A 22006-nucleotide genomic window follows, 5' to 3' on the forward strand; every position below is an offset into this window, starting at 1 on the left:
AGGCCTCGGACGCGCGCCTTCGTTTCCCGCTTTGACTTATGTGTGGTTTATGTGTAGGGAAATGTGAGATGAGGCTCATCGCCCTGCTATAGGCCGGTGTTCGGGTTGCACCTACATTGAGTGGAACTGCCCGAAAGGCTCCTTCATGCGCAACCCCTCCTCCACCGCCCCCACTGCTGTGGTCGGCGGCCGGCTGGCCGCGATCGGCCGGTTCTGCTTCCGCCACCGCCGCTGGGTGCTCGGCTTCTGGGCCGTCGTCCTGGTCGTCGGGGTGCTGATCGGGGGGCGGGTCTTCGAGGGTTCGGTGGCCGGGGCCTCCTCCGCCAGCGCCGAGGCCGACCGGGGCAGCGCGGTGGTCGCCGCGGCCGATCCGGCCAAGGGCGCGGTGACCGCGGTGGTGGACGGCAAGCCGGTGAACGACCCGGCCGTGCGCGCCGCCGTCCAGAAGGCCACCGCCGAGATCGCCGCCCTGCCCGGGGTCTCCGGTGCCCAGGACGCGTACGGCCCGGGCCCGGGCCCGGCCGCGCTGCGGGCCACCGACGGGACGGCGAGCCTGGTCACGGTACGGATGGCCGCCGCCGCGACCTCCGCCCAGACCGACGTGGTCACGCACCGCCTCGCCGCGCTGGACGGTGCGGGCGGGGCGCACGTGACCGTCGGCGGGGACCTGGTGCTCCAGGACGAGGTCAAGAAGCAGACCGAGCAGGACACCCGCTTCGGCGAGCTGGTGACCCTGCCGCTCACGCTGATCGTGATGGTGCTGGTCTTCGGGGGCCTGGCCGCCGCCTCCCTGCCGGTGATCGGCGCCGTCGCCTCGGTGGGCGGGGCGCTGCTGGCCATGTTCGGGTTCAGCCGGATCATGGACATCGACACCAGCGTGCTGCCGATCGCCACCGTGCTGGGGCTCGGGCTGTCGATCGACTACGCGCTGCTGATGGTGAACCGTTTCCGCGAGGAACGCGGCCACGGCGCGGGGATCGCCGCCGCCGTCGAGCGCACCGCCGCGACCGCCGGGCGCACCGTCGCCTTCTCCGGCCTGACCGTGGCCGTCGCGCTGTCCGGCCTGTTCGTCTTCACCAGCCCGGTGCTGGGCGCCGTCGCCGCGGCCGGGGTGAGCGTGGTGGTGATCGCGGTCGCCGCCGCGCTGACCCTGATCCCCGCGCTGCTCGGCTTCGCGGGCTCGCGGATCAGGACGCCGAGCGCGCCCGTGCCGGACGAGGGCTTCTTCAGCCGGACCGTGCGCCGGGTGCGCAAGCGGGCGGTCGCGGTGACGCTCGCCTCGGTGGCGCTGCTGATGGCGGCCGGAGCTCCCTTCCTGCACGCCGAGATGCGCAGCTCGGGCGCCGCCGTGCTGCCCGCCTCCTCGGCCGGGCGGCAGGTCGTCGAGACCGTCGACCACCGCTTCCCGCAGGTCGCGGCCGCGCCGATCACCGTGGTGGTCGAGGGTGGGGCGCGGGTGGCGCAGGCGTACGCGGACGACGTGGTCGCCAAGCTGCCCGGGGTGAGCGGGGTGCGGGCGGTGACGCCGGTCGGCGACCGGGTGTCGACGGTGGACGTGCTGGTGCACGGGGACCCGCAGGGCGACACCGCCAAGCAGGTGGTGGACGAGCTGCGGGCGGACCGGGGCGGGCTGAAGACGTACGTCACCGGCGGGGCGGCCTCGGTGGTGGACTTCCAGGACGAGCTGCTGTCGCGCGGGCCGTGGGCGCTCGGCCTGGTCGCGGCCGGGACGCTGGTGCTGCTGTTCCTGATGACCGGCTCGGTGGTGATGCCGGTCAAGGCGCTGCTGATGAACCTGCTGTCGCTGGGCGCCTCGCTCGGCGCGCTGACCCTGGTGTTCCAGGACGGGTGGTTCAGCGGGCTGCTCGGCTTCAGTCCGACCGGTGGGCTGGAGACCTTCATCCCGGTGCTGGTCTTCGCCTTCGCCTTCGGGTTGTCGATGGACTACGAGGTGTTCCTGCTCTCCCGGATCAAGGAGCTGACCCAGCGCGGGCACGGCTGCGTCCGGGCGGTGGAGCTGGGCGTCCAGCGCAGCGGTCGGATCATCACCTCGGCGGCGCTGCTGATGGTGATCGTCTTCGCGGGCTTCGCGCTCGGGGACATGCTCATGGTCAAGCAGATGGGCATCGCGCTGGCGGTGGCCGTCGCGGTGGACGCCACCCTGGTGCGCTGCCTGCTGGTGCCCGCCGCGATGAGCCTGTTCGGGGAGTTCAACTGGTGGGCGCCGGCTCCGCTGCGGCGGCTGCACCGGCGGTTCGGGCTGAGCGAGCACGTGGACCTGCCTGAGATCGAGCAGCCGGCGATCCCGGCGCAGGCGCAGGCGCAGCGGCCGGAGCTGGTGGGGCAGGCCCGGTAGCAGTCAGCTGAGGCGCTGGAGCAGCTCGACGCCGGCGCGCAGCTGGGCCCGTTCCTCGGTGCTGAGCCGGGTCTCGATGGCGGTGGCGATGTGGTGTTCGCGGCGGGCGCGCTGGTCGAGCAGGGCGGTGCGACCGGCCTCGGTGGCGGCGATCAGCTGCTTGCGGCCGTCGGTGGGGTGGGGCTGCTGGGCGACCAGGCCGGCCTCGGTCATCAGCGCGACGGTGCGGGCCATCGACTGGTGGCGCACGCGTCGGCGGTCGGCGAGTTCGGCGACGGTGTAGGAGCGTTCGTCGCGGACCAGCAGGCCGAGCACGGCGGCCTGGTTCGGCGGCAGGTCGTCGTTGTCGCGCAGGGTGCGGACCAGGCTGCCGAGGGCGGTGCGCAGGTCGGCGGCGAGGTCCAGGGTGTCCGGGTGCGGGGCGTTGCTGGTCATGGGAGAAGTCTATCCGGAAGATGTGCAGCAAAACTGTACAGTCATGCTGTATGGTTTTGGGTATGCGAATCACGAAGTTCGGACACGCCTGCGTACGCATCCAGCACGACGACACCACCCTGATCGTCGACCCCGGGGCCTTCACCGACCCCGCCGCACTGGCCGGGGCGGACGCCGTCCTGATCACCCACGAGCACATGGACCACTTCGAGGAGTCCCGGCTGCGCGCCGCGCTGGAGGCCGACCCGGCGCTGCGGGTGTGGACCAACAGCGCCGTCGCCGCCCAGCTGGAGGGCCTCGGACAGCGGGTCGGCGCGGTCGGCGAGGGCGACGCCTTCGAGATCGGCGGGGTCGGGATCTCGGTGCACGGGGAGTGGCACGCGGTGATCCACCCGGACGTCCCCCGGGTGAAGAACATCGGCTTCCTCTTCGACGGCCGGCTGTTCCACCCCGGCGACGCCTTCACCGTGCCGCCGCACGCCGTCGAGACCCTGCTGCTGCCGCTCGCGGCGCCGTGGAGCAAGGCCTCCGAGGTGGTCGACTACGTCCGGGAGGCGGGCCCCGGCCGGGCCGTCCCGGTGCACGAGGCGACGCTCAGCCCGATCGGGCACATGGTGGCCACCCGGCTGCTCGGGCCGGACGGGCCGGGCACCGGCGGCGCGGAGCTGGTGGTGCTCGGCGAGGGCGAGAGCCTGGAGCTGGGCTGAGCGCCCGCCCCGGGGCCGGGCCGAGAGCCCGCCGCTGACACGCCGCGACGGCCACCGGTAGCCTGGCGCCATGCTGAAGATCGGACTGACGGGTGGCATCGGCGCGGGCAAGAGCGAGGTGTCCCGGCTGTTCGCCGCGCGCGGCGCGGTGATCGTGGACTCCGACCTGATCGCCCGCGAGGTGGTCGCCCCCGGGACGGACGGACTGGCGGCCGTGGTCGCCGAGTTCGGCCCGCAGGTGCTGCGGGAGGACGGCACGCTGGACCGCCCGGCCCTCGGGGCGATCGTGTTCGCCGACCCGGAGAAGCTCCGGGCGCTGAACGCGATCGTCCATCCGCTGGTCCGGGCCCGCTCCGCCGAACTGGAGGCGGCGGCCGCGCCCGACGCGGTCGTGGTGCACGACGTGCCGCTGCTCACCGAGAACGGGCTGGCGCCGCTGTTCGACCTGGTCGTGGTGGTCGACGTGGACGACGAGGTGCGGCTGGACCGGCTGGTGCGACTGCGCGGGATGGCCGAGGAGGAGGCCCGGGCCCGGATGGCCGCGCAGGCCTCGCGGGCGGAGCGGCTGGCGATCGCCGACCTGGTGATCGACAACGGCGGGCCGCTGGAGGCGCTGGCGGCGCGGGTCGACGAGGTGTGGGCGGAGCTGGTGAAGCGGGCCGCCGCCGCGTAGTTCGGGCCGGGTTCAGGCCACCGTCAGCGGCAGCCGGGCCCGGACGGCGAAGCCGCCCTCGGGTGTCGGGCCGGCGTGCAGGGTGCCGCCGAGGTCGTCGGCGCGGGTGCGCATGCCGTTCAGGCCGTGTCCGCCCGAGGGCAGGCGGGGCGCGGGGACGGCCGGTGTGTCCATTCCGGCAGGTCCGGCGGCTTCGGCAGGTCCGGCGGCTCCGGCGGCTCCGGCGGGTCCGGTGGGGGAGTTGACCACCGTCAGGCGCAGCCCGTCCGGTTCGACCGTGACCGTGACGGCCACCTCGGCTGCCGGGGCGTGCTTGTGCGCGTTGGTCAGTGCCTCCTGGACGATCCGGTAGGCCGCGTACTGGACCTTGGGCCCGGGGGCGGGCAGGCCGTCGTCCGGGCCGGTGACGGTCAGGCCCACCGCCAGCCCGGCCTGTCGGGACTCCTCGACCAGGGTGGGCAGGCCGCGCAGCGAGGGTGCCTGGTCGGAGGCGGGGGTCAGCACCCCGAGCAGGCCGCGCAGTTCGGTGAGCGCCTGCAGGCCCAGGGTGCGGATCAGGCCGAGGGTCTCCCGGACGGCGGCCGGGTCGTCGGCCTGGGCGACCTGCCCGGCGCCCGCGTGCAGGGTGATCAGCGAGACCCGGTTGGACACCACGTCGTGCATCTCCCGGGCGAGCCGGGCGCGTTCGGCGGCGGTGGCCCGTTCCTCGGCGTGCCGGCGGGCCGCCACCAGCAGCCGGTTGCGCTCGGCGAGCATGCTGACGGTGCGGGCGCGCTGGTGGGCGGTCAGGCCCAGGGCGAGCGGGACGGCGCCGAAGACCAGCGGGTCCTCGACCAGGTTGGCCAGCGCGGACGGGGTGCTGACGTCCCCGAGGTCGAAGGGGACGAACAGCCGCAGCTCGGACAGCACCGCCAGGACGTACAGCAGCGGGGTGGCGCCGCGCCGCGCGGTCAGCCCGTACAGTGCCACGGCGAGCGGGAATTGGCCGCTCAGCAGGGTGGCCGCGGCGGTCGCCGCCGGGAAGCGGCGGCGGAAGGCGAGGGCCAGGGCGCCGAAGGCCATCAGGGCCGCGTTGGTTCCCGGCGATTCGGTCGGGCCGAAGTCGGGGTCGTGCGCGGCGAGCGGGACGAGCACCAGCAGCACCACGGCGGTCGGCGCGAGGGCGCGGACCGGGCGGGGCAGGCGCAGCGGGGGGCCGGGCAGCAGCGGTGCGGCGAGGAGGTCGTCGGCCGGCTGGTCGGTGGGCTGGCGCATGAGGGGCATGCTTCCACACCCGGGGCGCTCCGGGCCGATCGTCGGACCGGGGTGGCCGGTCTCCGTCGGGTCGCCTGGCCGACGGGGTGCCGGAGAGCCGACTGGTGGTGTGACTCATCCCCTGGTCGGAACGGGACTCGGAGGCCGCTGCGCGGGGAAGGGAGGATGGAGTGATGAATGATCGTTTTTCTGCTGAACCGCTGGCCGTCGAGCGTCTGGAGGAGTACTCCCGCGCCGAGCAGGAGGAGATCCTCGGCCCGGGCGAGGACCCGTACGGCGTCGCCTACACCGGGCTGACCTACCTGCCCAAGCAGACCCACTTCGGCATCCGGGCCGCCGACGGCCGGCTGATCGCCCACACCGGGCTGCTCCCCGTCCCGCTCACCGTCGGCGGCACCGACCTGGAGGCGATCGGCGTGGGCGGGGTGTGCGTCGCCGCGCACCGTCGCGGAGAGGGCCTCGCGCGCGCAGCGGTCGGGACGGCCCTGGAGCACGGGCGTGCGCTCGGCTTCCGGTACGCGCTGCTGTTCTGCCGCCCGCCGCTGGCGGTGTTCTACCGGGGGCTGGGCTTCCGCGAGGTGGCCGAGGAGGTGACGGTCGAACAGCCGGAGGGGCGGCTCGCGGTGATGCCGCTGTGCACCATGTGGCGGCCGCTGGCGGCGGGCGCCGGGTGGCCGGAGGGGCCGGTGCGGCTGCGCTCGCTGCCGATGTGACCCCGCGCTGCGGCTTGAGCCGGGGTCACTCGCCGAGTGCCGCGTGCGCGACGGCGGCCGCGGCCAGGGCGCGGATCATCGGGTGGGCGCGGGTGCCGTCGCCGGACAGTTCGGGCTGGAACAGCGAGGCGAGGAAGAACGGGTGGTCCGGCAGTTCCAGGACGCGGACCTGGCCGGACTCCTCCGCCCCGCTGAAGCGCATCCCGTGGGCGCGCAGCCGGTCCAGGTAGTCGGCGTTGAGGCCGTAGGAGCAGTGGTAGCGCTCCAGGGTGGCGGTGGTGCCGAGGGCCCGCTCGGCCAGGGTGCCGGGGGTGATCTCGACGGCGCCCTCGTGCCCGACCAGGGAGCAGGCGAGCGGCACGATCACCTGCTGCTCGAGGTCGGGGTCCTGCTCGCCGTGGACGGCGTCGGCGAGGCCGCAGACGTTGCGGGCGTACTCCAGCACCGCGTGCTGGAACCCGGCGCAGGTGCCGAGGAAGGGGATGCCGCCCTCGCGGGCGGTCCGGATCGCGGCCAGGGCGCCCGCCTCGCTGCGGTACGGGCTGCCGGGCAGCAGCCAGACCGCGTCGAAGCCGTCGAGCGCGCCGGGCGCCCCGGCGTCCTCGGTGGGGATCCAGTAGGCGTCCAGGACGAGCTGGTCGCGGTCGGCGAGGGCGTCGAGCAGGCCGGGGATGCGGGCGTGCGAGCGGACGGCGGGGGAGCGGTCGCCGACCAGGGCGATCCGCGGGGTCAGGTAGGTCATGGGGCTATCCTGACCCCGCATCCGAGATCAGCGCCAACGATGATTTCTTAAGTATCGATCAGATCGGTTGATGACCCGTCGTGGATCCGCAGCAGCTGCGCACCTTCGCCACCGTCACCCGGCTGGCCTCCTTCTCCGAGGCGGCCCGGGAGCTCGGCTACACCCAGTCCGCGGTCTCCCAGCAGATCGCCGCGCTGGAGGCGGACCTCGGCACCGCCCTGCTGGTCCGGCGGCCGGTCGGCCCGACCGTGGCCGGGCGGCGGCTGCTGGAGCACGCCGTGCCGCTGCTGGTCCGGCTGGAGGCGGCGCGCGCCGACGTCGCGCGCCTGGCCGGTGCCCCGAGTGCCCGGCTGGTGCTCGGTGCGACCCCGCTGGCGGTCGGGGCGGCGCTGGGGCGCGCGCTCGGCGAGGTGCGCCGGGCGTATCCGCAGGTGGAGCCGGTGGTCGAGGTGCTCGGCCAGGACGTGCTGCCGGCCCGGGTCGCCACCGGCGAGGTCGACCTCGCGCTGATCGACGGCCTGGCCGCGCCCAGCGACCCGCTGCCGCTGCCCGAGGTCGGCCCGCTGACCACCGTCGCGGTGGACGAGCAGCCCGTCGCCGTCGCCCTGCCGGCCGGGCACCCGCTGGCCGGCCGCACCGGCCTCGCCCTCGCCGACCTGTCGGCCGCCCGCTGGCTGGACGCCCCCGACCTCACCCCGACCGCGGCCCGGCTGCGTGCCGTCACCGGCACCGACGGCTTCCGGCCCGCCACCCACTACCGGGGCACCGACCTGCACGGGCTGCTCGCCCTGGTCGCCGCCGGGCACGGGCTGACCCTGCTGCCCGAGCCGGTGGTGGCCGGGGCGCCCGGCGTCGACCACGCGCCGGTCACCGCGCCCCGGCTGGTGCACCGCACCGAACTCGTCCACGGCAGCCTGCCGGAGGGGCCCGCGGCGCTGCTGGCACGGTTGCTGGTCGGCTGACGCGCGCCGGGATGTGGAGGGGTGGTCACCACTCGTTCACGTCCCGGGGCTGACGGTGGCCGTGCGGGCGGTGCTGTCATGGGCACAGTCGCCCGGCGATCGGCCGGGCCGGCCCCAGGAGAACGCCCCATGATGCCCCGTCAGCGTGTCACCGTCGTCGCCGCCACGGCCGTCCTCGCCGCCGCCGGGTTCGCCACCGGCACCGCGCAGGCCGCCGCCCCGGCCGCGCACAAGCCGGTCAAGTCCGGCACTCTCGCGGCGAGTTGCTCGCAGGCGTACCTGCCGCTGCCCGACCCGTCCTGCACCCCCGGCGCGTACAACCCGGCGGTCACCCAGGCCACCATCGGCTCGACCATCTGCGTCTCCGGCTGGACCGCCACCGTGCGCCCGCCGGTCAGCTACACCAACGCGCTGAAGACCCAGCAGATAGCCCAGTACGGCTACGCGGACACCAACCCGGCGGACTACGAGGAGGACCACCTCGTCCCGCTGGAGCTCGGCGGCGCGCCGCGCGACCCCCGCAACCTGTGGCCCGAGCCGCGCTACGGCAACCAGCCGGCGCAGAGCAAGGACTCGGTCGAGACCAGACTCAAGAACGCGGTGTGCGGCCACAAGGTGACCCTGGCGGCCGCCCGCAGCGCGATCGCCGGCGACTGGACCACCGCGCTCAGCCGGCTGGGCCTGTGAGACCCCGGGCATGAGTGTGCCGCCAGGTCCGTCCGGTCCCCTGTGCCGGACGGGCCTGGCGGCCGTCTGTGGGTGTTGCGTACTAGTTGCAGCCGGGGAGGGCCTCGCAGATCGCGGCCGTCATGCCGGTGGCGACGTACTTGTCCTCGGGCGCCTTCCAGGCGTCCTTGGGCTGGGCGCCCGCCTTCGTGGTGGCCCAGACGGACAGCTCGCTGACCGTCCCGCCCGCGTTGATCACGTACTCGTGCAGGGTGACGGTGGAACCGTCGGGCTGCGGGACCGTCACGGTGGCGGCGAAGTCGTCCGACTTGGCGACCGTCACGGTGGCGCCCGGCGCGGTCTTGGCGCAGTCCTTGACGGCCTCGGTGAGGAGGTCCCTGATGACGCCGACGCTCTGGCCGTTGCCGCTGCTGTGGGTCGGGTCGCCCCAGAAGAGGAGGGTCTGCTGGGCCGTCCAACGGTCGCCGCCGAAGCCGACCGAGGCCTTGGCCCTGGCGTCGCCGCCGGTGAAGAAGTACTCCTCGCCCTTGGGGAGCGGGGAGTGGCACAGCTCCATGCCCTTGAAGTTGATCGCTCCGGTGACCGGCTTGGCGTTCGCCGCCAGCGGGGCGTAGTGGTAGGTCTCGTCCATCGGGATGCTCTTGGTGTCCATCCAGGCCTTGGCCGGGATGCCCTTGTCGGCACCGCTGCCGGTGGGCTTGGCGGTGCTTCCGCCGGTGTTCCCACCGGTGGCGGGCGCGCCGGTGGGCGCCGCGGTGGGCGCGGCGCCGGTCGGCGCGGGGGCGGCGGTCTTGCCGGCGTCCTGGCCGCTGTTGTCCGGGCCGCAGGCGCTCAGGGCGCCCACGAGGAGCAGGGCGGCGGCGGTTGTGGTGACCAGCCTGGTGCTGTTGCGCATCTGACGATTCCTCGGATCCGTGGTGTCGTGGAGCAGAGCCGGTGTCACTGGTGACCGTCGCAGCCAGGGAGGGCCCCGCAGATCGCGGTCTTCATGTTGGTGGCTGCGTCCGTCTCCTGGCCGATCGGGTCGTGGTCGAAGACGGCCATCCACCCGTCGGGCTCGGCACCGCCCTTCGTGGTGGTGAAGACGGACAGCTCGCCGACCGTGCCGCCGGCGTCCACCACGAACTCGTGCAGGGTGACGGTCGCGCCGTCGATCTGCGGGAGCGTCACGGCTGCGGCGAAGTAGGGTGCGCCCTCCATGCTGGTGACCTTCACGCTGGCGTGCGGAAACGTCTTGGCGCAGTTCTTGACGGCGTCGACGAGGTGCGTGCGCGTGAGGTTGGTGAGCTGCTTGGTGCCGCTGCTGTGGGTCGGGTCGCCCTGGTACAACAGGGTCTCCTGGCCCGTCCAGCGGCTGTTGCCGGAGCCGCCGACCACTGCCGTGGCCCGCGCAGTGCCCGTGTAGAGCGACTCCCCGTCCTTGGTGAGCCCGTCCGTGTCGTGGCACAGCTCCTGGCCCTTGAAGAGGACCTTGTTGGTGGTGAGCTTGGCGTTCGCGGCGAACGTGGGCCACTGGATGGCCTCGTCCACCGGGATGGTCTTGACGTCCATCCAGGCCTTGGCCGGGATGCCCTTGTCGGCGCCGCCGCCGGTGGGCTTGGCCGTGCCCGAGGTGGGAGCGCCGGTGGCGGGCGCGGCACTGGTGGGCGCGGCGCCGGTCGGCGCGGGGGCGGCGGTCTTGCCGCCGTCCTGGCCGCTGTTGTCCGGGCCGCAGGCGCTCAGGGCGCCCACGCAGAGCAGGGCGGCGGTGGCAGCGGTGAGCAGTCGAACGCTGCTGCGCGACCGACCTCCCCGCTGACCGGTCGACCCGTGGCTGCGGGCACTCGGCATGGCTGTGTTCCTCCCCCGTTGATGCTGCCGTCAGGCCCCCTGGCTCCGCAGCTCACCACAGGTCTGAGGCATGGTCAGAGCTGGTGCTGCGTCGACGGCGACCGAAACTTATGCCACGGGGGCGCCGGGAGCAAAGCGGGATTCCCGCCGGGGGCCGGGTGCGTGCCGCAGTTGCAGCGGACTGGTGGGGAACATGTGTGCGGGCGAGGCGGAAGCGATGGGCGGTGCGGAGGAGTGTGAGGTTCCGCCGCCTGCGGCCCGACCCGGCCAGGTGTGTTGGATTTCCCTGCCGGGCGCGCGGTTCGGCGGTGGATCGTGCCCGTCCGGAGCCCTGTCGGCCCGGCCCGGCGGGGCGGCCGACACCAAGGCTTTCCCCCTGCCGGGAGCGGGTGTGATCCCACCCACGGTCCGTGTCCGGGCCGTCCGCTCAGGGTGGCGGTTCGGGTACGGCCGGTACGGAATCCGGACGGAACCCGGACCGGACCGTTACGGCTGCGGGTCGCCCGGATCGTTACGCCGGCGGGTCGCCCGGACCGGACCGTTACGCCTGCGGGTCGCGGACCGGACCGTTACGGCTGCGGATGAGTGCCCGGGACGCCGAGTTGGCCGGCGAGCCACGGCAGGGCCTGGGTGAAGGTGGCGGCGCCGGTCTGCCAGCTGTGCTTGCCGGAGCCGACGGCGGAGGTGGTGCGGATGCCGTCCTTCCTGGCGGCCGCCTCCAGGGTCTTGGCGGACTCGATCTGGCCGTGCTCCTCGTCGCCCTGGCCGAAGTAGCCGGAGACGCCCTGGTACTTGGGGTGGTGGGCGAGCACGGTCAGCGGGTCGTGGGCGGCCCAGGCCGCCGCGTCGCCGCCGTACAGCTCCTGGATGGTGTGGTCCTTGTCGCCGATGTACGGGCCCTTGTCGCCGGAGAAGTCGCCGAAGTGGGTGAAGAGGTTGGGGTGCTCGACGACCAGGTCGACGGCGCAGGTGCCGCCCATCGACCAGCCGGCCACGCCCCACTTGTGCGGGTCGGTGGCGGCGTTGAAGGTCTTCTCGATGTACGGCGGGACGTCCTTGACCAGGTGGCTCTCGGAGTTGCCGTGCGGTCCGTCCACGCACTCGGTGTCCACCCGGAAGCCGCCGGTGGCGTCCACGAAGACCAGGATCGGGGCGAAGCCGTTGTGCTTGGCGGCGAACTCGTCGGCGGTCTTCACCGCGTTGCCGGAGCGGATCCAGTTGTCGGGCGCCGCGAACTCGCCGCCGATCATCTCCAGCACCGGCAGCTTGGGCCGGGTCTGGCTGCGGAACCAGGCGGGCGGCAGGTAGACCAGCTCCTGGCGGTGGGCGAAGCCGCTCGCGGTGTCCGGGATGTCGACCTGGACGATGCGGCCGGTCCTGGTCTTGCCGCGGATCGAGCCGAGCTCGGCCAGGGTGATCTGGTCCGGCAGCGGCTGGCCGCTGAGCTCGCCGATCGCGTCGTCGATCGTCGGGTAGTAGCCGGTGGCGATGTTCACGCTGTTCGCTGCGCAGAACAGCGCCAGCAGCGCGGTCGGCGCCACCAGCGCCCGCCGCCACCACTTCGCGCTCCGCCAGCCGAAGCCCAGCACGGAGAACGCCGCGATCGCCACCCCGCTCCACAGCCAGACCCCGAACGGGATCGGGTCGGTGATCCCGCTCAGGGTGAGCACGGCGAGGGCGGCGACCGCGGTGATCGCCAGCGCCGTACCGAGCGCGATCGGCCCCCACTTGCGCTGCCAGGTCCGGTCCCGCCAGCCCACCGCGGTGACGAACAGGGCGAGGGCGGCGGCCTGGACCGTCCAGGGGAACCAGCCGTCGAGCAGCGAGACGTTCATGCGCGGAGGCTAGGCGCGGCGGATGAGAAGGAGGTGAGAGGCTGATCGTTCGCTGACCGGACGCTGGGAACCGGCTGGGAGGCGGGGCCCGCGGGGCAGGTCGGCCGCTGGTGGGCCGCTCGCTTCCGCTTTCACTTTATGGAGACTTTCCGCACTGAAGTGACGGTTCAAAACCCCTGCGCCCGGGCCCTGTTGGCCGCGATCACCCAGGTGTAGGGTGCCGCCCGCTCCAACTCCAGTTCCCGCCCCCGCGAACCCTCGGGGGCGGTCCTCCCGACGGACCGGAGAATCCCCTTGGGCTCCCCCGACAGAACGCGCCGTGGCAGAACCCGCGTCGCCCTGATGTCCGCCGCCGCGCTGATCGTGGCGGCAGGCACCTCGGCGGCGTGGGGTGACACCGTCGCCACCACGTCCAGCGCCACCACCAGTCCCGACCACCGCCAGGCCGGAGAGGACTCCGGCGAACTGATGGACTCCATGCAGTCCTTCAACGACCCGCGGGTCTCCCCGGGCGGCACCGTCACCGCCGGCGCCTACCGCGCCGCCTGGCAGCACGTGCTCGGCATGCCCGTACGCCAGGCGGCCTTCACCGAGGTCACCACCCAGCCGTACAACGGCGACGCCCTGCACTACCGGGACCACAACGTCTCCAACGGCGGCGCCGGCGGCGGCTACAACACCGGCCGGATCGCCGCCCTCGCCACCGACCCGACCCACCCCGGCGTGGTCTACGCGGGCGGCGCCGGCGGCGGCGTCTTCCGCTCCACCGACGACGGCGCCACCTGGACCCCGATCGCCGACCACCTGCCCTCGCTGTCCGTCGGCTCCCTCGCCGTCGCCCCCGACGGCGCTCTCTGGCTCGGCACCGGCGAGGCCACCACCGCCTTCGACAACTACCTCGGCACCGGCGTCTACCGCCTCGCCAACCCCAGCCAGGCGGTGTTCAGCCAGTCCGACGCGCTCGGCGGCGGCGAACTCGACAACAGCTCCATCCACGCGCTGCGCTTCGACACCGAGGCCGGCTACGCCTTCGCCGCCACCTCGCACGGCGTCTACCGGCGGGCGCTGGGCGCCGGCCAGGGCGACCCGTGGCAGAAGGTGCTCGCGCCGTGCGCCGGCGTCGGCGTGAGCGGCGTCGCCTGCGGCACCAGCGGCTACTACGCCGACATCACCAACGACCTGGTGGTGCAGCCGGGTTCGGGCGGCAAGCGGGTGGTCGCCAACGTCGCCTGGCGCGGCGGCGCCACCTACAACGGCTTCTACTACTCCGACGACGCCGGCGCCACCTGGCACACCGCCAACCCGCAGGGCGGGATCAACCCGGGCGACATCGGCAACACGACCTTCGCGTACTCGGCGGACGGCAGCAAGCTGTACGCGGTCGTCGAGTCGCCGACGCTGTACAACAAGAACCCGGGCGCCAAGGCGCCGCAGACCGTGCTCGGCGGCGTGTACGTCAGCAACAGCGGTGACATCAACGGCCCGTTCACCCAGATCGCCAACTCCAGCGTGCTCGGCAACAGCGGCTCGGCGATGAAGTTCACGGTGATGGGCCCCGGCTACCAGCCCGGGGTGCAGTCCTGGTACGACCAGTCGCTGGCCGTCGACCCGACGGACCCGGGCCACGTGTACCTGGGCCTGGAGGAGCTGTACGAGACCCGCAACGGCGGGGCGACCTGGAACACCGTCGGCCGGTACTGGAACCTCGGGCTGAACTGCTTCAGCTACGTCGCCGCGCAGAACACCTGCGACGGCAACGTGATGCACTCCGACCAGCACGCGCTGGCCTTCTCCAACTGGGCGGGCAAGGCGCCGGAGGTGTACGCGGGCAACGACGGCGGCGTGTACGCCCGGCCGACGACGCAGACCGCGTCCGGCTGGCGCAACCTCAACGCCAGCGGCACGCTGCGCACGCTGCAGTACTACTCGGTGGGCGCGGGAACGCTGCCGGGCGGTTCCGGCTCCGGTCCGGCTGAGGCCGTGTGGGGCGGGCTGCAGGACAACGGGGTGTCCATCTCCGTTCCGCAGGGCGCGACTTACTCGTACACCTACCCCGGTACGTCGACGCCGGTCACCGAACAGCTCAACGCCGCCGGGGAGATGGGCCAGCCGTTCGGCGGCGACGGCGGCGACCAGCTGGTGAACCCGGCCAACGGGTGCCAGACGGTGGGGGAGTACACCAACCTGGCGATGTCCGTCACCAACAACTGCGGCTACACGGCGAACGACGACGGAACGCCCTCCGCCATCACGTCGATCAGCCCCAACGACCCCAACGCGCGGTTCATCGCGCCGTTCGGGGCGGACGCCAAGGACCCGGGGTACTGGGTCGCGGGCGGTGAGTACGTGTACGCCAACACCAAGACCTGGCAAAGCACTTCGGGCTCCGATTGGCAGAAGCTGGCGGACTCGGGAGCCGGCCACTCCGTCACGGCGGTGAAGTCGCAGAAGGACGCCGCCGGGAACCACGTGATCTGGGCGGCCTGGTGCGGTTCCTGCAACCCGGGGGCGGGCTTCGCGCGCGGCATCATGACCAACTACGGAGGCTCCTGGCACCAGTTGACGCTCCCGGCGGACTTCCCGGTGCGGTACATCCAGGACATCGCGATCGACCCGTCGGACGCCAGCGGCAAGACGGTGTACGCGGCGCTGTCAGGCTTCTCCCGGCACTGGAACGTCGGGCCGGGCGCCGGGTACGGGCACCTGTGGCGGACCGGCGACGGTGGTGCGACCTGGCAGGACGTGAGCGGGGCCGACGGTGCCGCCGACCAGCTGGTCGACGCGTCGGCGAACCGGGTGCTGTTCGCCCCGGACGGCACGCTGGTCGTCGCCACGGACCTCGGCGTGTTCACGGACGACGTGAAGGCGGACGGCCTGGGGCACTGGAATCGCCTGGGCACGTCCGATGTGACGGCCTCCGGCAGCCTGCCGACGGCGGCGGCGGTCTACCTGTCGCCGAGCCCGGACGGCACGTCGGTGTACGTCGCGACGCACGGGCGCGGAATCTGGAAGACCGCGATGCCGTAAGGGCGTTGATAAGCCGGGGGTGGTCCGCGGACCGCCCCCGGCTCAGTCGTACAGGGCCTGGCCCCTGGCGGTGCGGGCGTAGAGCACCACCCGTCCGGTGCGGTGCGGTGCGACCAGACCGGCCCGGGCGAGCTTGTGCAGCTGCGCGGACACCCCGCCGGGGGCCAGGCCCGTCCGGTGGGCGAGCTCCAGGGTGCCGGCCGGGATCTCCAGCAGGCCGAGGAGCAGCGCCCGGGTGGCGCCCAGGGCCGGGGCCAGGTCGGCGGCCTCGGCGCGGGATCCCCCCTCGGTACGGGATTCCCAGAGCGTGCCGATCCCGCGGACGGGGTAGCGGAGCACCGGGACCCACGGCGCCGCCGTCTTGACGTAGAGCTTCGGCCAGGCGAAGGCCGACGGGACCAGGACCAGGCCCCGCCCGTCCAGTGAGCGGCGCGGATCGGCAAGGAGTGTTCGCCGGTTGGCGATCCGCAGGGTGCCGGTGGACTGGTCGAAGACCAGGTCGGGGTGGATTCCGGCGAACATCGCCGCCGGGCCGCGCTCGGTCAGGGAACGGGCCCGGTAGTGGATGTCGGATTCGAGCAGGGCCCGGAGCCTCGGCCAGGCGGGGGCCAGGGTGCGCTGCCAGTAGTGGTGCAGGTCGGTGACGATCCGGTCCAGCTCCCGCAGGGGTGCGCGCAGCACCGGTGCCAGGGCGGGCGGCCGTTCCTCGCCGAACACCTCGGCCAGATCGCGGCGGACGACCTCGGCCGGGGTGCGGCGCACCTCGTCGAGTTCGTCGTCGAGGGCGGTCAGGGGCGAGAGCGGGGTCGGCGCGAGGAACCCGGGGAGATGACCCTTCGGGCCGGCGGTGAGGGCGCGCGCGGCGGCCGGGCCGGGCGCGGTGAGCAGCGGGTCGTGGCGGTGCTCGGACAGCCACGGCAGGTGGATCGGGTGGCTCGCCGGGCGGGTCAGCGTCCTGATGGAGGCCAGCAGTTCCCAGGCCGGAGAGATCGCCCAGCGCAACTGGCTCAGGTCGGCGGTGCCCAGGGACAGGGTGAGCGTGAACGGCACGAGGATTCACCCTAGCGCGAATCCGTTGAGCGGCCCTTCGAACTCCCCGAGGCTGCCCGGCATGACGACGCAGACGATCACGCCGGCACTGCCGGCAGAAGCAGCTCCTCCACGGGACCGCACCCGCTACCTCGCGGCGTCCGGAGTCGCGTTGTGGGGCGCGCAGATCGGCCAGGTGGCCGTGCCGCTGACGGCCGTCACCGTGCTGCACGCGGGGGCGTCCGGGACGTCGCTGCTGAAGACCGGGCTGTCCCTGCCCTTCGTGCTCTTCGGACTGCCGGTGGGCGCGTGGCTGGACCGGGTGCGCCGCCGTCCCGTCATGATCGGCGCCGACCTGGTGCGGGCGGCCGCGCTGCTCACCGTGCCCGTCGCCGCCTGGTTCGGGCGGCTGACCATGGTCCAGCTGCTGGCCGTCGTGGTGGTGCAGGGCGCGGCGACGGTGTTCTTCGATCTGGCGACCCAGAGCCTCGTCAAGGACCTGGCGCCGGGCGCCCTGCTCGCCCGGACCAACGCCCGGCTGGCCACCGTCACCCAGACCGCACTCATCGCCGGCCCGCCGCTGGCGGGGTGGGCGGCCGGACTGATCGGCGCGCCGACGGTGCTGCTGGTGATGGCGGCGGGGTACCTCTGGTCGGCGGGGTGGTTGTCCACGCTCGGCATCCGCGAGCGGCCGGCCGGTGGGGCGGTGCGACGGCATCTGCTGCGCGAGATCGGCGAGGGGGTCGCGTTCGTCGCCCGGCACCCGGTGCTGCGCACGGTCACCATCGCGGGTTCCATGGTCAACATCGGGACCGCCGGGGTGACGACCTTGCTTCCGGTGCTCGCGCTGAACGAACTCGGGTGGAGAGAGGGAGAGTTGGGGGCGTTCCTCGGTGCCGGTGGGGTCGGCGGCCTGGTCGGTGCGCTGGCGGCCGTCCGGCTGGCCGACCGGCTCGGTGCGGGACGGGCGACGTTGCTCGTCGGGGGCCTGGTCGCCCCGGCGGCCGTCGCCATCCCGCTGCTCGGCCGGCCCGTGCCCGGGCCGGTGGCGGCCGCCGGCTGGGCGCTGGTGATGCTCAAGGTCGGCTTCGACTCGGTGCTGACGATGACGTTCCGCCAGCAGGTCACCCCGGTCGGCCTGTTGGCCCGGGTCAACGGCACCATGCGGGTGCTCTTCACGGGCGCCGTCGCGCTCGGCGCGGCGTCGGCCGGCCTGCTGGCCGCGGCCGTCGGCACCCGGTGGGCGCTGGGTGCCTCGGCCGCCTGCCTGGCGTGCGTGTGGATACCGATCGCGCTGTCGCCGGTCCGGCGGATGACTGCTCTGGAGGATCACACGGTGTAGAGCGCATGAGGCACGGCCCGTTCCCAGACGGCTTCGAAGGCGGCGGAGACGGTTTTCGCCACCGCGGGGTCCTCGCAGTACTCGTGCCCGGCCCAGTCGCCGTCGCCGGTGAACCAGTGGAAGAGGACCAGGCGGTCGTCGATCAGCCAGAGGTCGTTGCCGGGAAGGGCGAGGTCGGAGGTCAACCGCCGGGGCGGCCAGCGGACACGCGGCTGAATCAGCCGGTGGGTGCCGTGGTCTCGGGTGCCGTCCAGCTGGCGAGGACCTGGAGGGCCTGGGCGGTCGGGGAACCCGGTTCGACGTTGTAGACGCACAGGGTCTGCTCGGCGTCGCCGGGCGCCTGGAAGGACTCGTAGGAGAAGTGCAGGTCTCCGACGAGCGGGTGGTGGTAGTGCTTGGCGCCGTGGGTGCGGCGCAGCACCCGGTGGTCGTTCCACCAGCCGGTGAACTCGGGGGACTGGAGGGTGAGTTCGCCGACCAGGTCGGCGAGCTGCCGGTCGTGGGGGTAGCGGCCCGCCTCCAGTCGGAGGACGGCCACGGTTTCCGCGGCGATCCGCGCCCAGTCGCCCACGCGCTCGCGGGCCCGGGGGTCGAGGAGGTAGTAGCGGGCCAGGTTGCGGCGGGGCGCGGGCAGGGCGTCGAAGTCGGTGAGGACCACGCGGGCGAGCCGGTTGGAGGCCAGCACGTCGGTGCGCCGGCCGAGGATGACAGCCGGTACGTGGCTGAGGGTTTCGAGCATCAGGTGCAGGCCGGGGCGGACTCGCTGGGCCCGGGCGGGTGTGCGGCGTGGGGGTCGGGCGCTGGCGTGCAGGAGGTCGGTGAGGTGTTCGCGTTCGGTGTCGTCCAGGCGCAGGGCGCGGGTGATCGCGTCGACGACCTCGGGGGAGGGGTTGAGGGCGCGGCCCTGCTCCAGCCGCGTGTAGTACTCCGTACTGACGCCGGCCAGGCGGGCCACCTCGTCCCTGCGCAGGCCGGGTACGCGGCGGATGCGCCCGTCGGCGGGCAGCCCCGCCTCTTCGGGGGTGACGCGAGCGCGGCGTGAGCGCAGGAAGCCGGCGATCTCCTTGGTGCGGTCCATGCCTCCCATTGTCGGTGCGGCGGTGGTGGTGTGGTGGGTCCTTGGGTGGCCCTGGTGGTACCTGTCTGGGCAGGGCCAGTTATGGCGGTCCGGGGGGCTGGTTCGGGGGTTGTACTGGATCTGCGGCCGGCGGAGATCGGTCGGAAGGTTCTGTAACTCCCTTGGAGGGCAAGCATGTCCACGAACACCACGTCCCTGCCCCTCACCGGTCGCGTCGCCGTCGTCACCGGTGCGTCCAGTGGCATCGGGGAGGCGTCCGCCGAGAGGCTGGCGGCTCTGGGTGCCCGCGTCGTCGTCCTGGCGCGGCGGGCCGACCGGCTGGCGGAGCTGGTCGAACGGATCGAGAAGAACGGCGGCAGCGCGCTGGCGATCGCCGTCGACGTGACCGACCCGGCCGCCGTGCAGGCCGCCGCCGACCGGGTGGAGGCCGAGCTCGGCGGTGCCGACCTGCTGCTGAACAACGCCGGCGTCATGCTTCCCTCTCCGATCGAGGAGCGCGCGACGGAGCAGTGGAAGCAGCAGATCGACCTGAACGTCACCGGCCTGATGCACGCGATCGGTGCCTTCACTCCGCAGCTGGTGAAGGCCGCCGAGGAGCGTGGGGTGGCGGATCTGATCAACACCTCGTCGATCGCGGCGCAGAACATCTTCCCGACCTTCGCGGTCTACTCCGGGACCAAGGCGTACGTCTCCCACCTGTCGCGTCACCTGCGGACCGAGCTGGGCCCGAAGAAGGTGCGCGTCTCGGCGGTCGAGCCGGGGATCGTCGCCACCGAGCTGCAGAGCCACGTGACCGACCAGGAGGCCCGGGACTGGCTGGAGGGCGCGCGGGAGACCATGGAGTGGCTCACGGCGGAGGACGTCGCGCAGATGGTCGGCGTCATCGCCACCCTGCCGCCGCGGGTGAACCTCCAGCAGGTCACCATCATGCCGACCGGCCAGGCCAGTTGAGCGGTTCGGTACGGGTGGCCCGGCGCGACGCGCGGGGCCACCCGTGCGTTGTTCAAGGTGCGGTGGCGACGAGGCGACGCAGGGCGGCGTGGGCGGGTGGTCCCCAAGTTGCCTTGCCGCCAGGGCGGTTGTGGCGGCCCGCCTCGCCGATGAGGATGCCGCCGAGGGCGCGGATGACGGCCCAGCCGCGGGCGCGGCGCAGGGTGGCGGGGTCGGCGGCCGGCTCGTAGGCCTGGTGGAAGAGGTCGGCGCCGCCGTCCGGGAGCAGGTTCCAGGGGGCGGCGAGGTCGCAGGCCGGGTCACCCGCGCAGAGTTCGCCGAAGTCGATCACGCCGCAGAGGGTGCCGTCGGTGGTGAGGACGTTGGCGGGGTGGAGGTCGCCGTGGATCCAGAGGGCCGGGCCGGTCCACGGCGGTGCGGTGACGGCGTCGTCCCAGACGGCGCGGACGGCGTCCGGGTCGGGGATCAGCCCCATGTCGGTGGCCTCGGAAAGGCCCCGGATGAACTGGTCGGCGTGCGGGGCCAGCGGGCCGCCGCGTGCGTCGCGCCCGGCGGGGGCTTCGGCGGGGGCGGGCTGATGGAGGGCGGTGAGGAAGGCGGCCAGGGCGCGGGCTGCTTCTGCGGCGCGGGTGACGGGGGCGTGGTCGGCGGGGGTGCCCGGGACCCAGGTGGTGACCAGCCAGGGGTGGGGGAAGCGCTCGGAGGGCTCGCCGAGGCGCTGCGGCACGGGGATCGGGAGGGTGAGACCGGCCGGGAGGGCCAGCAGCCAGGCGTGTTCCTTGCGCAGCAGGGCACTTGCAGAGTCGGTCGCCCAGGGCAGCCGGACGGCGAGGTCGTCGCCGAGCCGCCACATCTGGTTGTCCCAGCCGCGCGCCCCGAGGCGGAGGGGGCGGTCGGCGAGGTCGGGATGCTGCTCGAGGAGGAGGTGGCGGACCAGGTCGGCAGTGATCTCGGTCGGTGTGTGGGCCATGGGGAGAACGGTAGTTGGGGCGATCGGGCGGAGGCATCGGAACGGGCAGCTCACGGCGTAGTACGCGGATCCTTCGGTTTCGTCGATGCGAGCGAACCCGGCCTTGGCCAGCACCCGGCCGGAGGCGGGGTTGGCCGTGCGGTGCTTGGTGACGACGGAATCCAGGTGCAGCCTGTCGAACGCGACGGCAAGTACGCCGATGACGGCTGCGGTGGCGTACCCACGGCCCCAGGTGTCTTCGCGCAGGATGTAGCTCAGTTTGGCGGGGCCCGCCGTGGCGTTGAGCTTGACGACGCCGACGAGGTCGCCCTCCACGTCGATGCCGAGGATGTAGTGGACGCGTGGATGCTCTTGGGCCCAGCAGACGGCTTGTTCGACGTACTGATGTGCCTCGGTGTGTTCCATCGCGGCGCGCCCGAGGTGGCGCACGGAGCTGCCGCTGTAGATTCGGCGAACGGCGTGGGCGTCGTTCGCCGTGAGCTCCCGGAGGTTCACAACCGGCCCAGTGCCGAGGCGAGTTCGGCGGCTGTGGGCCTACTGTGGGCGGGTGCGCGAAGGACCGGCTGAAGCACGGCTTGAAAGGTCGGCCAGGGCTCGTCGGAGCGGAGCGGAAGCATGCCGGTGGCGATGGCGGCACGGCGGGCGGAGGGGCCGGCATCCGGGCCGATTCCGCCGGCGTCGTAGTCGAGCGGCCACCGGCCTGTGACACACGTCCAGAGTGTGCCCGCGAGGGCGTAGGCGTCGGATTCGACGGTCGTCCGCACCGGGCGCACACCGGACTCGACCAGGGCAGCCAGTTCCAGGGCTACCAGGTGGGTGATGCCGCCCTGGAAGACCGGAGACGGGGGGAAGTCCGGCGACCAGGCCCAGGACAGGTCGAGCAGCCGCGCGCCGTGGTCGGTGTGGATGCAGTGAGCGGGCTGGAGATCGCCGTGTACCCACCCGGACGCATGCAATCTGGCGACGGCCTGGCAGAGATCGACGGCTCCGCAGAGGGCTCTCTCGTACGCACCGCCGCCGTTCCGGATCGGTTCGAAGAGGTCCCAGGTCGAGGGGCCGGTGAGCCAGGGGGTGACGTACCAGTGCCGGCCGCTGGTGACGGTGTAGCCGGGAAGTTGGTCCAGAACGGCGCTTTCCCGCGCCGTGAGCTCCGCGCCCTCGCCGTATCCGGCCTTGATCGCGACCGTGGCCGCAGCCCCGGTCGCCTTCCAGACGGCAGAGCCGCGCCGGTCGGTGATCTCCGCGAGGGCGACCGGACCGCAGATGGCCTCGGCGGCCTTCACCGCTTCGTCGGGGCAGGGAGTGATGTCGCCCATGCTTGTACCGCCTTCCAGTCGCACGGGAGCAGGCCGTGTGATGCGGCCTGCTCCCGTTGCTCGTCCGACTTCTCGTGTTTCGGGGCCGGACCGACGGTG

General features: G+C 73.2%; 20 protein-coding genes and 1 pseudogene. 9 read left to right on the forward strand and 12 right to left on the reverse strand.

Going from position 1 to position 22006, the window contains the following annotated elements; all coding sequences use genetic code 11:
• Nucleotides 1–145 precede the first annotated feature (145 nt).
• A complete protein-coding gene (locus ACWCYO_RS22795; protein WP_449785223.1) occupies nucleotides 146–2356 on the forward strand; it encodes an MMPL family transporter in 2211 nt (736 codons plus the stop codon).
• A 3-nt stretch (nucleotides 2357–2359) separates the two neighbouring features.
• Here ACWCYO_RS22795 and ACWCYO_RS22800 read toward each other — a convergent pair whose 3' ends face one another.
• Nucleotides 2360–2791, reverse strand: a complete 432-nt coding sequence (locus tag ACWCYO_RS22800) for a MarR family winged helix-turn-helix transcriptional regulator (protein WP_270147663.1) — start codon at nucleotides 2789–2791, stop codon at nucleotides 2360–2362.
• A gap of 62 nt (nucleotides 2792–2853) precedes the next feature.
• Here ACWCYO_RS22800 and ACWCYO_RS22805 point away from each other — a divergent pair, with 62 nt between their 5' ends.
• Together ACWCYO_RS22805 and coaE are read left to right on the forward strand one after the other, a co-directional pair.
• Nucleotides 2854–3498, forward strand: coding sequence for an MBL fold metallo-hydrolase (locus ACWCYO_RS22805; protein ID WP_270147665.1), 645 nt, complete (start codon nucleotides 2854–2856; stop codon nucleotides 3496–3498).
• 70 nt (nucleotides 3499–3568) lie between these two features.
• Entirely contained in the window at nucleotides 3569–4171 is a 603-nt protein-coding gene (gene coaE, locus ACWCYO_RS22810) for a dephospho-CoA kinase (RefSeq protein ID WP_270147667.1), read from the forward strand.
• A gap of 12 nt (nucleotides 4172–4183) precedes the next feature.
• On the opposite strand, the gene ACWCYO_RS22815 is transcribed toward coaE, so the two are convergent.
• The gene (locus ACWCYO_RS22815; RefSeq protein WP_449785224.1) at nucleotides 4184–5425 is read right to left on the reverse strand and encodes a sensor histidine kinase; all 1242 of its coding nucleotides are present in this window, start codon (nucleotides 5423–5425) and stop codon (nucleotides 4184–4186) included.
• 173 nt (nucleotides 5426–5598) lie between these two features.
• Between ACWCYO_RS22815 and ACWCYO_RS22820 the strand changes: the two genes are divergently transcribed.
• A complete protein-coding gene (locus ACWCYO_RS22820; protein ID WP_449785225.1) occupies nucleotides 5599–6138 on the forward strand; it encodes a GNAT family N-acetyltransferase in 540 nt (179 codons plus the stop codon).
• A gap of 25 nt (nucleotides 6139–6163) precedes the next feature.
• Here ACWCYO_RS22820 and ACWCYO_RS22825 read toward each other — a convergent pair whose 3' ends face one another.
• Nucleotides 6164–6880, reverse strand: a complete 717-nt coding sequence (locus tag ACWCYO_RS22825) for a CTP synthase C-terminal region-related (seleno)protein (RefSeq protein ID WP_449785226.1) — start codon at nucleotides 6878–6880, stop codon at nucleotides 6164–6166.
• 80 nt (nucleotides 6881–6960) lie between these two features.
• On the opposite strand from ACWCYO_RS22825, the gene ACWCYO_RS22830 reads away from it, so the two are divergent.
• On the forward strand, nucleotides 6961–7842 hold the full coding sequence (locus ACWCYO_RS22830) for a LysR family transcriptional regulator (protein ID WP_449785227.1): 882 nt from the start codon (nucleotides 6961–6963) through the stop codon (nucleotides 7840–7842).
• Between the two features lie 129 nt (nucleotides 7843–7971).
• A complete protein-coding gene (locus ACWCYO_RS22835; protein WP_270147676.1) occupies nucleotides 7972–8529 on the forward strand; it encodes a hypothetical protein in 558 nt (185 codons plus the stop codon).
• A gap of 82 nt (nucleotides 8530–8611) precedes the next feature.
• On the opposite strand, the gene ACWCYO_RS22840 is transcribed toward ACWCYO_RS22835, so the two are convergent.
• The 3 genes from ACWCYO_RS22840 to ACWCYO_RS22850 all read right to left on the reverse strand — a co-directional run bounded on the left by ACWCYO_RS22840 (nucleotide 8612) and on the right by ACWCYO_RS22850 (nucleotide 12194).
• Nucleotides 8612–9424 (reverse strand): hypothetical protein, encoded by an 813-nt coding sequence (locus ACWCYO_RS22840; protein ID WP_270147677.1) that lies wholly within the window; start codon nucleotides 9422–9424, stop codon nucleotides 8612–8614.
• 44 nt (nucleotides 9425–9468) lie between these two features.
• Nucleotides 9469–10359: a hypothetical protein gene (locus ACWCYO_RS22845; protein ID WP_449785228.1), complete on the reverse strand. Its 891-nt coding sequence runs from the start codon at nucleotides 10357–10359 to the stop codon at nucleotides 9469–9471.
• A gap of 569 nt (nucleotides 10360–10928) precedes the next feature.
• A complete protein-coding gene (locus ACWCYO_RS22850) occupies nucleotides 10929–12194 on the reverse strand; it encodes an alpha/beta hydrolase-fold protein (protein WP_270147681.1) in 1266 nt (421 codons plus the stop codon).
• 342 nt (nucleotides 12195–12536) lie between these two features.
• Between ACWCYO_RS22850 and ACWCYO_RS22855 the strand changes: the two genes are divergently transcribed.
• Entirely contained in the window at nucleotides 12537–15221 is a 2685-nt protein-coding gene (locus ACWCYO_RS22855) for a glycosyl hydrolase (protein ID WP_449785229.1), read from the forward strand.
• Between the two features lie 42 nt (nucleotides 15222–15263).
• Here the strand turns inward: ACWCYO_RS22855 and ACWCYO_RS22860 are convergent, their stop codons facing one another.
• Nucleotides 15264–16271 (reverse strand): DUF5937 family protein, encoded by a 1008-nt coding sequence (locus ACWCYO_RS22860; protein WP_449785230.1) that lies wholly within the window; start codon nucleotides 16269–16271, stop codon nucleotides 15264–15266.
• Nucleotides 16272–16332: 61 nt separating this feature from the next.
• Here ACWCYO_RS22860 and ACWCYO_RS22865 point away from each other — a divergent pair, with 61 nt between their 5' ends.
• Nucleotides 16333–17592 carry an MFS transporter gene (locus ACWCYO_RS22865; protein WP_449785231.1) on the forward strand — a complete coding sequence of 420 codons (1260 nt, stop codon included), beginning with the start codon at nucleotides 16333–16335 and terminating at the stop codon, nucleotides 17590–17592.
• Here ACWCYO_RS22865 and ACWCYO_RS22870 read toward each other — a convergent pair.
• Together ACWCYO_RS22870 and ACWCYO_RS22875 are read right to left on the reverse strand one after the other, a co-directional pair.
• The gene (locus ACWCYO_RS22870) at nucleotides 17580–17777 is read right to left on the reverse strand and encodes a DUF6879 family protein (protein WP_405000727.1); all 198 of its coding nucleotides are present in this window, start codon (nucleotides 17775–17777) and stop codon (nucleotides 17580–17582) included. The two genes, ACWCYO_RS22865 and ACWCYO_RS22870, sit on opposite strands and share 13 nt — an antisense overlap.
• 32 nt (nucleotides 17778–17809) lie before the next feature.
• Entirely contained in the window at nucleotides 17810–18670 is an 861-nt protein-coding gene (locus ACWCYO_RS22875; RefSeq protein ID WP_449785232.1) for a helix-turn-helix transcriptional regulator, read from the reverse strand.
• A 174-nt stretch (nucleotides 18671–18844) separates the two neighbouring features.
• On the opposite strand from ACWCYO_RS22875, the gene ACWCYO_RS22880 reads away from it, so the two are divergent.
• Nucleotides 18845–19621 carry an SDR family oxidoreductase gene (locus ACWCYO_RS22880; RefSeq protein ID WP_270147688.1) on the forward strand — a complete coding sequence of 259 codons (777 nt, stop codon included), beginning with the start codon at nucleotides 18845–18847 and terminating at the stop codon, nucleotides 19619–19621.
• A gap of 52 nt (nucleotides 19622–19673) precedes the next feature.
• On the opposite strand, the gene ACWCYO_RS22885 is transcribed toward ACWCYO_RS22880, so the two are convergent.
• The 3 genes and pseudogenes from ACWCYO_RS22885 to ACWCYO_RS22895 all read right to left on the reverse strand — a co-directional run bounded on the left by ACWCYO_RS22885 (nucleotide 19674) and on the right by ACWCYO_RS22895 (nucleotide 21907).
• On the reverse strand, nucleotides 19674–20591 hold the full coding sequence (locus ACWCYO_RS22885) for an aminoglycoside phosphotransferase family protein (RefSeq protein ID WP_449785254.1): 918 nt from the start codon (nucleotides 20589–20591) through the stop codon (nucleotides 19674–19676).
• Between the two features lie 105 nt (nucleotides 20592–20696).
• Nucleotides 20697–21086 (reverse strand): annotated as a pseudogene (locus ACWCYO_RS22890) (GNAT family N-acetyltransferase); the annotation flags it as partial.
• The gene (locus tag ACWCYO_RS22895) at nucleotides 21083–21907 is read right to left on the reverse strand and encodes a hypothetical protein (protein WP_449785233.1); all 825 of its coding nucleotides are present in this window, start codon (nucleotides 21905–21907) and stop codon (nucleotides 21083–21085) included. The gene ACWCYO_RS22895 and the pseudogene ACWCYO_RS22890, both read right to left, overlap by 4 nt.
• Nucleotides 21908–22006 lie beyond the last annotated feature (99 nt).

This window comes from Kitasatospora sp. NPDC001683 (assembly GCF_053596495.1).

Excerpts from the sequence above, each read along its gene's own strand:
- ACWCYO_RS22880 (WP_270147688.1), top strand. The coding sequence starts at position 18,845 with ATGTCCACGAACACCACGTCCCTGCCCCTCACCGGTCGCGTCGCCGTC.
- ACWCYO_RS22805 (WP_270147665.1), top strand. The coding sequence starts at position 2,854 with ATGCGAATCACGAAGTTCGGACACGCCTGCGTACGCATCCAGCACGAC.
- ACWCYO_RS22855 (WP_449785229.1), top strand. The coding sequence starts at position 12,537 with ATGTCCGCCGCCGCGCTGATCGTGGCGGCAGGCACCTCGGCGGCGTGG.
- ACWCYO_RS22885 (WP_449785254.1), bottom strand. The coding sequence starts at position 20,591 with ATGGCCCACACACCGACCGAGATCACTGCCGACCTGGTCCGCCACCTC.
- ACWCYO_RS22835 (WP_270147676.1), top strand. The coding sequence starts at position 7,972 with ATGATGCCCCGTCAGCGTGTCACCGTCGTCGCCGCCACGGCCGTCCTC.
- ACWCYO_RS22895 (WP_449785233.1), bottom strand. The coding sequence starts at position 21,907 with ATGGGCGACATCACTCCCTGCCCCGACGAAGCGGTGAAGGCCGCCGAG.
- ACWCYO_RS22840 (WP_270147677.1), bottom strand. The coding sequence starts at position 9,424 with ATGCGCAACAGCACCAGGCTGGTCACCACAACCGCCGCCGCCCTGCTC.
- ACWCYO_RS22815 (WP_449785224.1), bottom strand. The coding sequence starts at position 5,425 with ATGCGCCAGCCCACCGACCAGCCGGCCGACGACCTCCTCGCCGCACCG.
- ACWCYO_RS22865 (WP_449785231.1), top strand. The coding sequence starts at position 16,333 with ATGACGACGCAGACGATCACGCCGGCACTGCCGGCAGAAGCAGCTCCT.
- coaE (WP_270147667.1), top strand. The coding sequence starts at position 3,569 with ATGCTGAAGATCGGACTGACGGGTGGCATCGGCGCGGGCAAGAGCGAG.
- ACWCYO_RS22875 (WP_449785232.1), bottom strand. The coding sequence starts at position 18,670 with ATGGACCGCACCAAGGAGATCGCCGGCTTCCTGCGCTCACGCCGCGCT.
- ACWCYO_RS22795 (WP_449785223.1), top strand. The coding sequence starts at position 146 with ATGCGCAACCCCTCCTCCACCGCCCCCACTGCTGTGGTCGGCGGCCGG.
- ACWCYO_RS22845 (WP_449785228.1), bottom strand. The coding sequence starts at position 10,359 with ATGCCGAGTGCCCGCAGCCACGGGTCGACCGGTCAGCGGGGAGGTCGG.
- ACWCYO_RS22800 (WP_270147663.1), bottom strand. The coding sequence starts at position 2,791 with ATGACCAGCAACGCCCCGCACCCGGACACCCTGGACCTCGCCGCCGAC.
- ACWCYO_RS22820 (WP_449785225.1), top strand. The coding sequence starts at position 5,599 with ATGAATGATCGTTTTTCTGCTGAACCGCTGGCCGTCGAGCGTCTGGAG.
- ACWCYO_RS22825 (WP_449785226.1), bottom strand. The coding sequence starts at position 6,880 with ATGACCTACCTGACCCCGCGGATCGCCCTGGTCGGCGACCGCTCCCCC.
- ACWCYO_RS22850 (WP_270147681.1), bottom strand. The coding sequence starts at position 12,194 with ATGAACGTCTCGCTGCTCGACGGCTGGTTCCCCTGGACGGTCCAGGCC.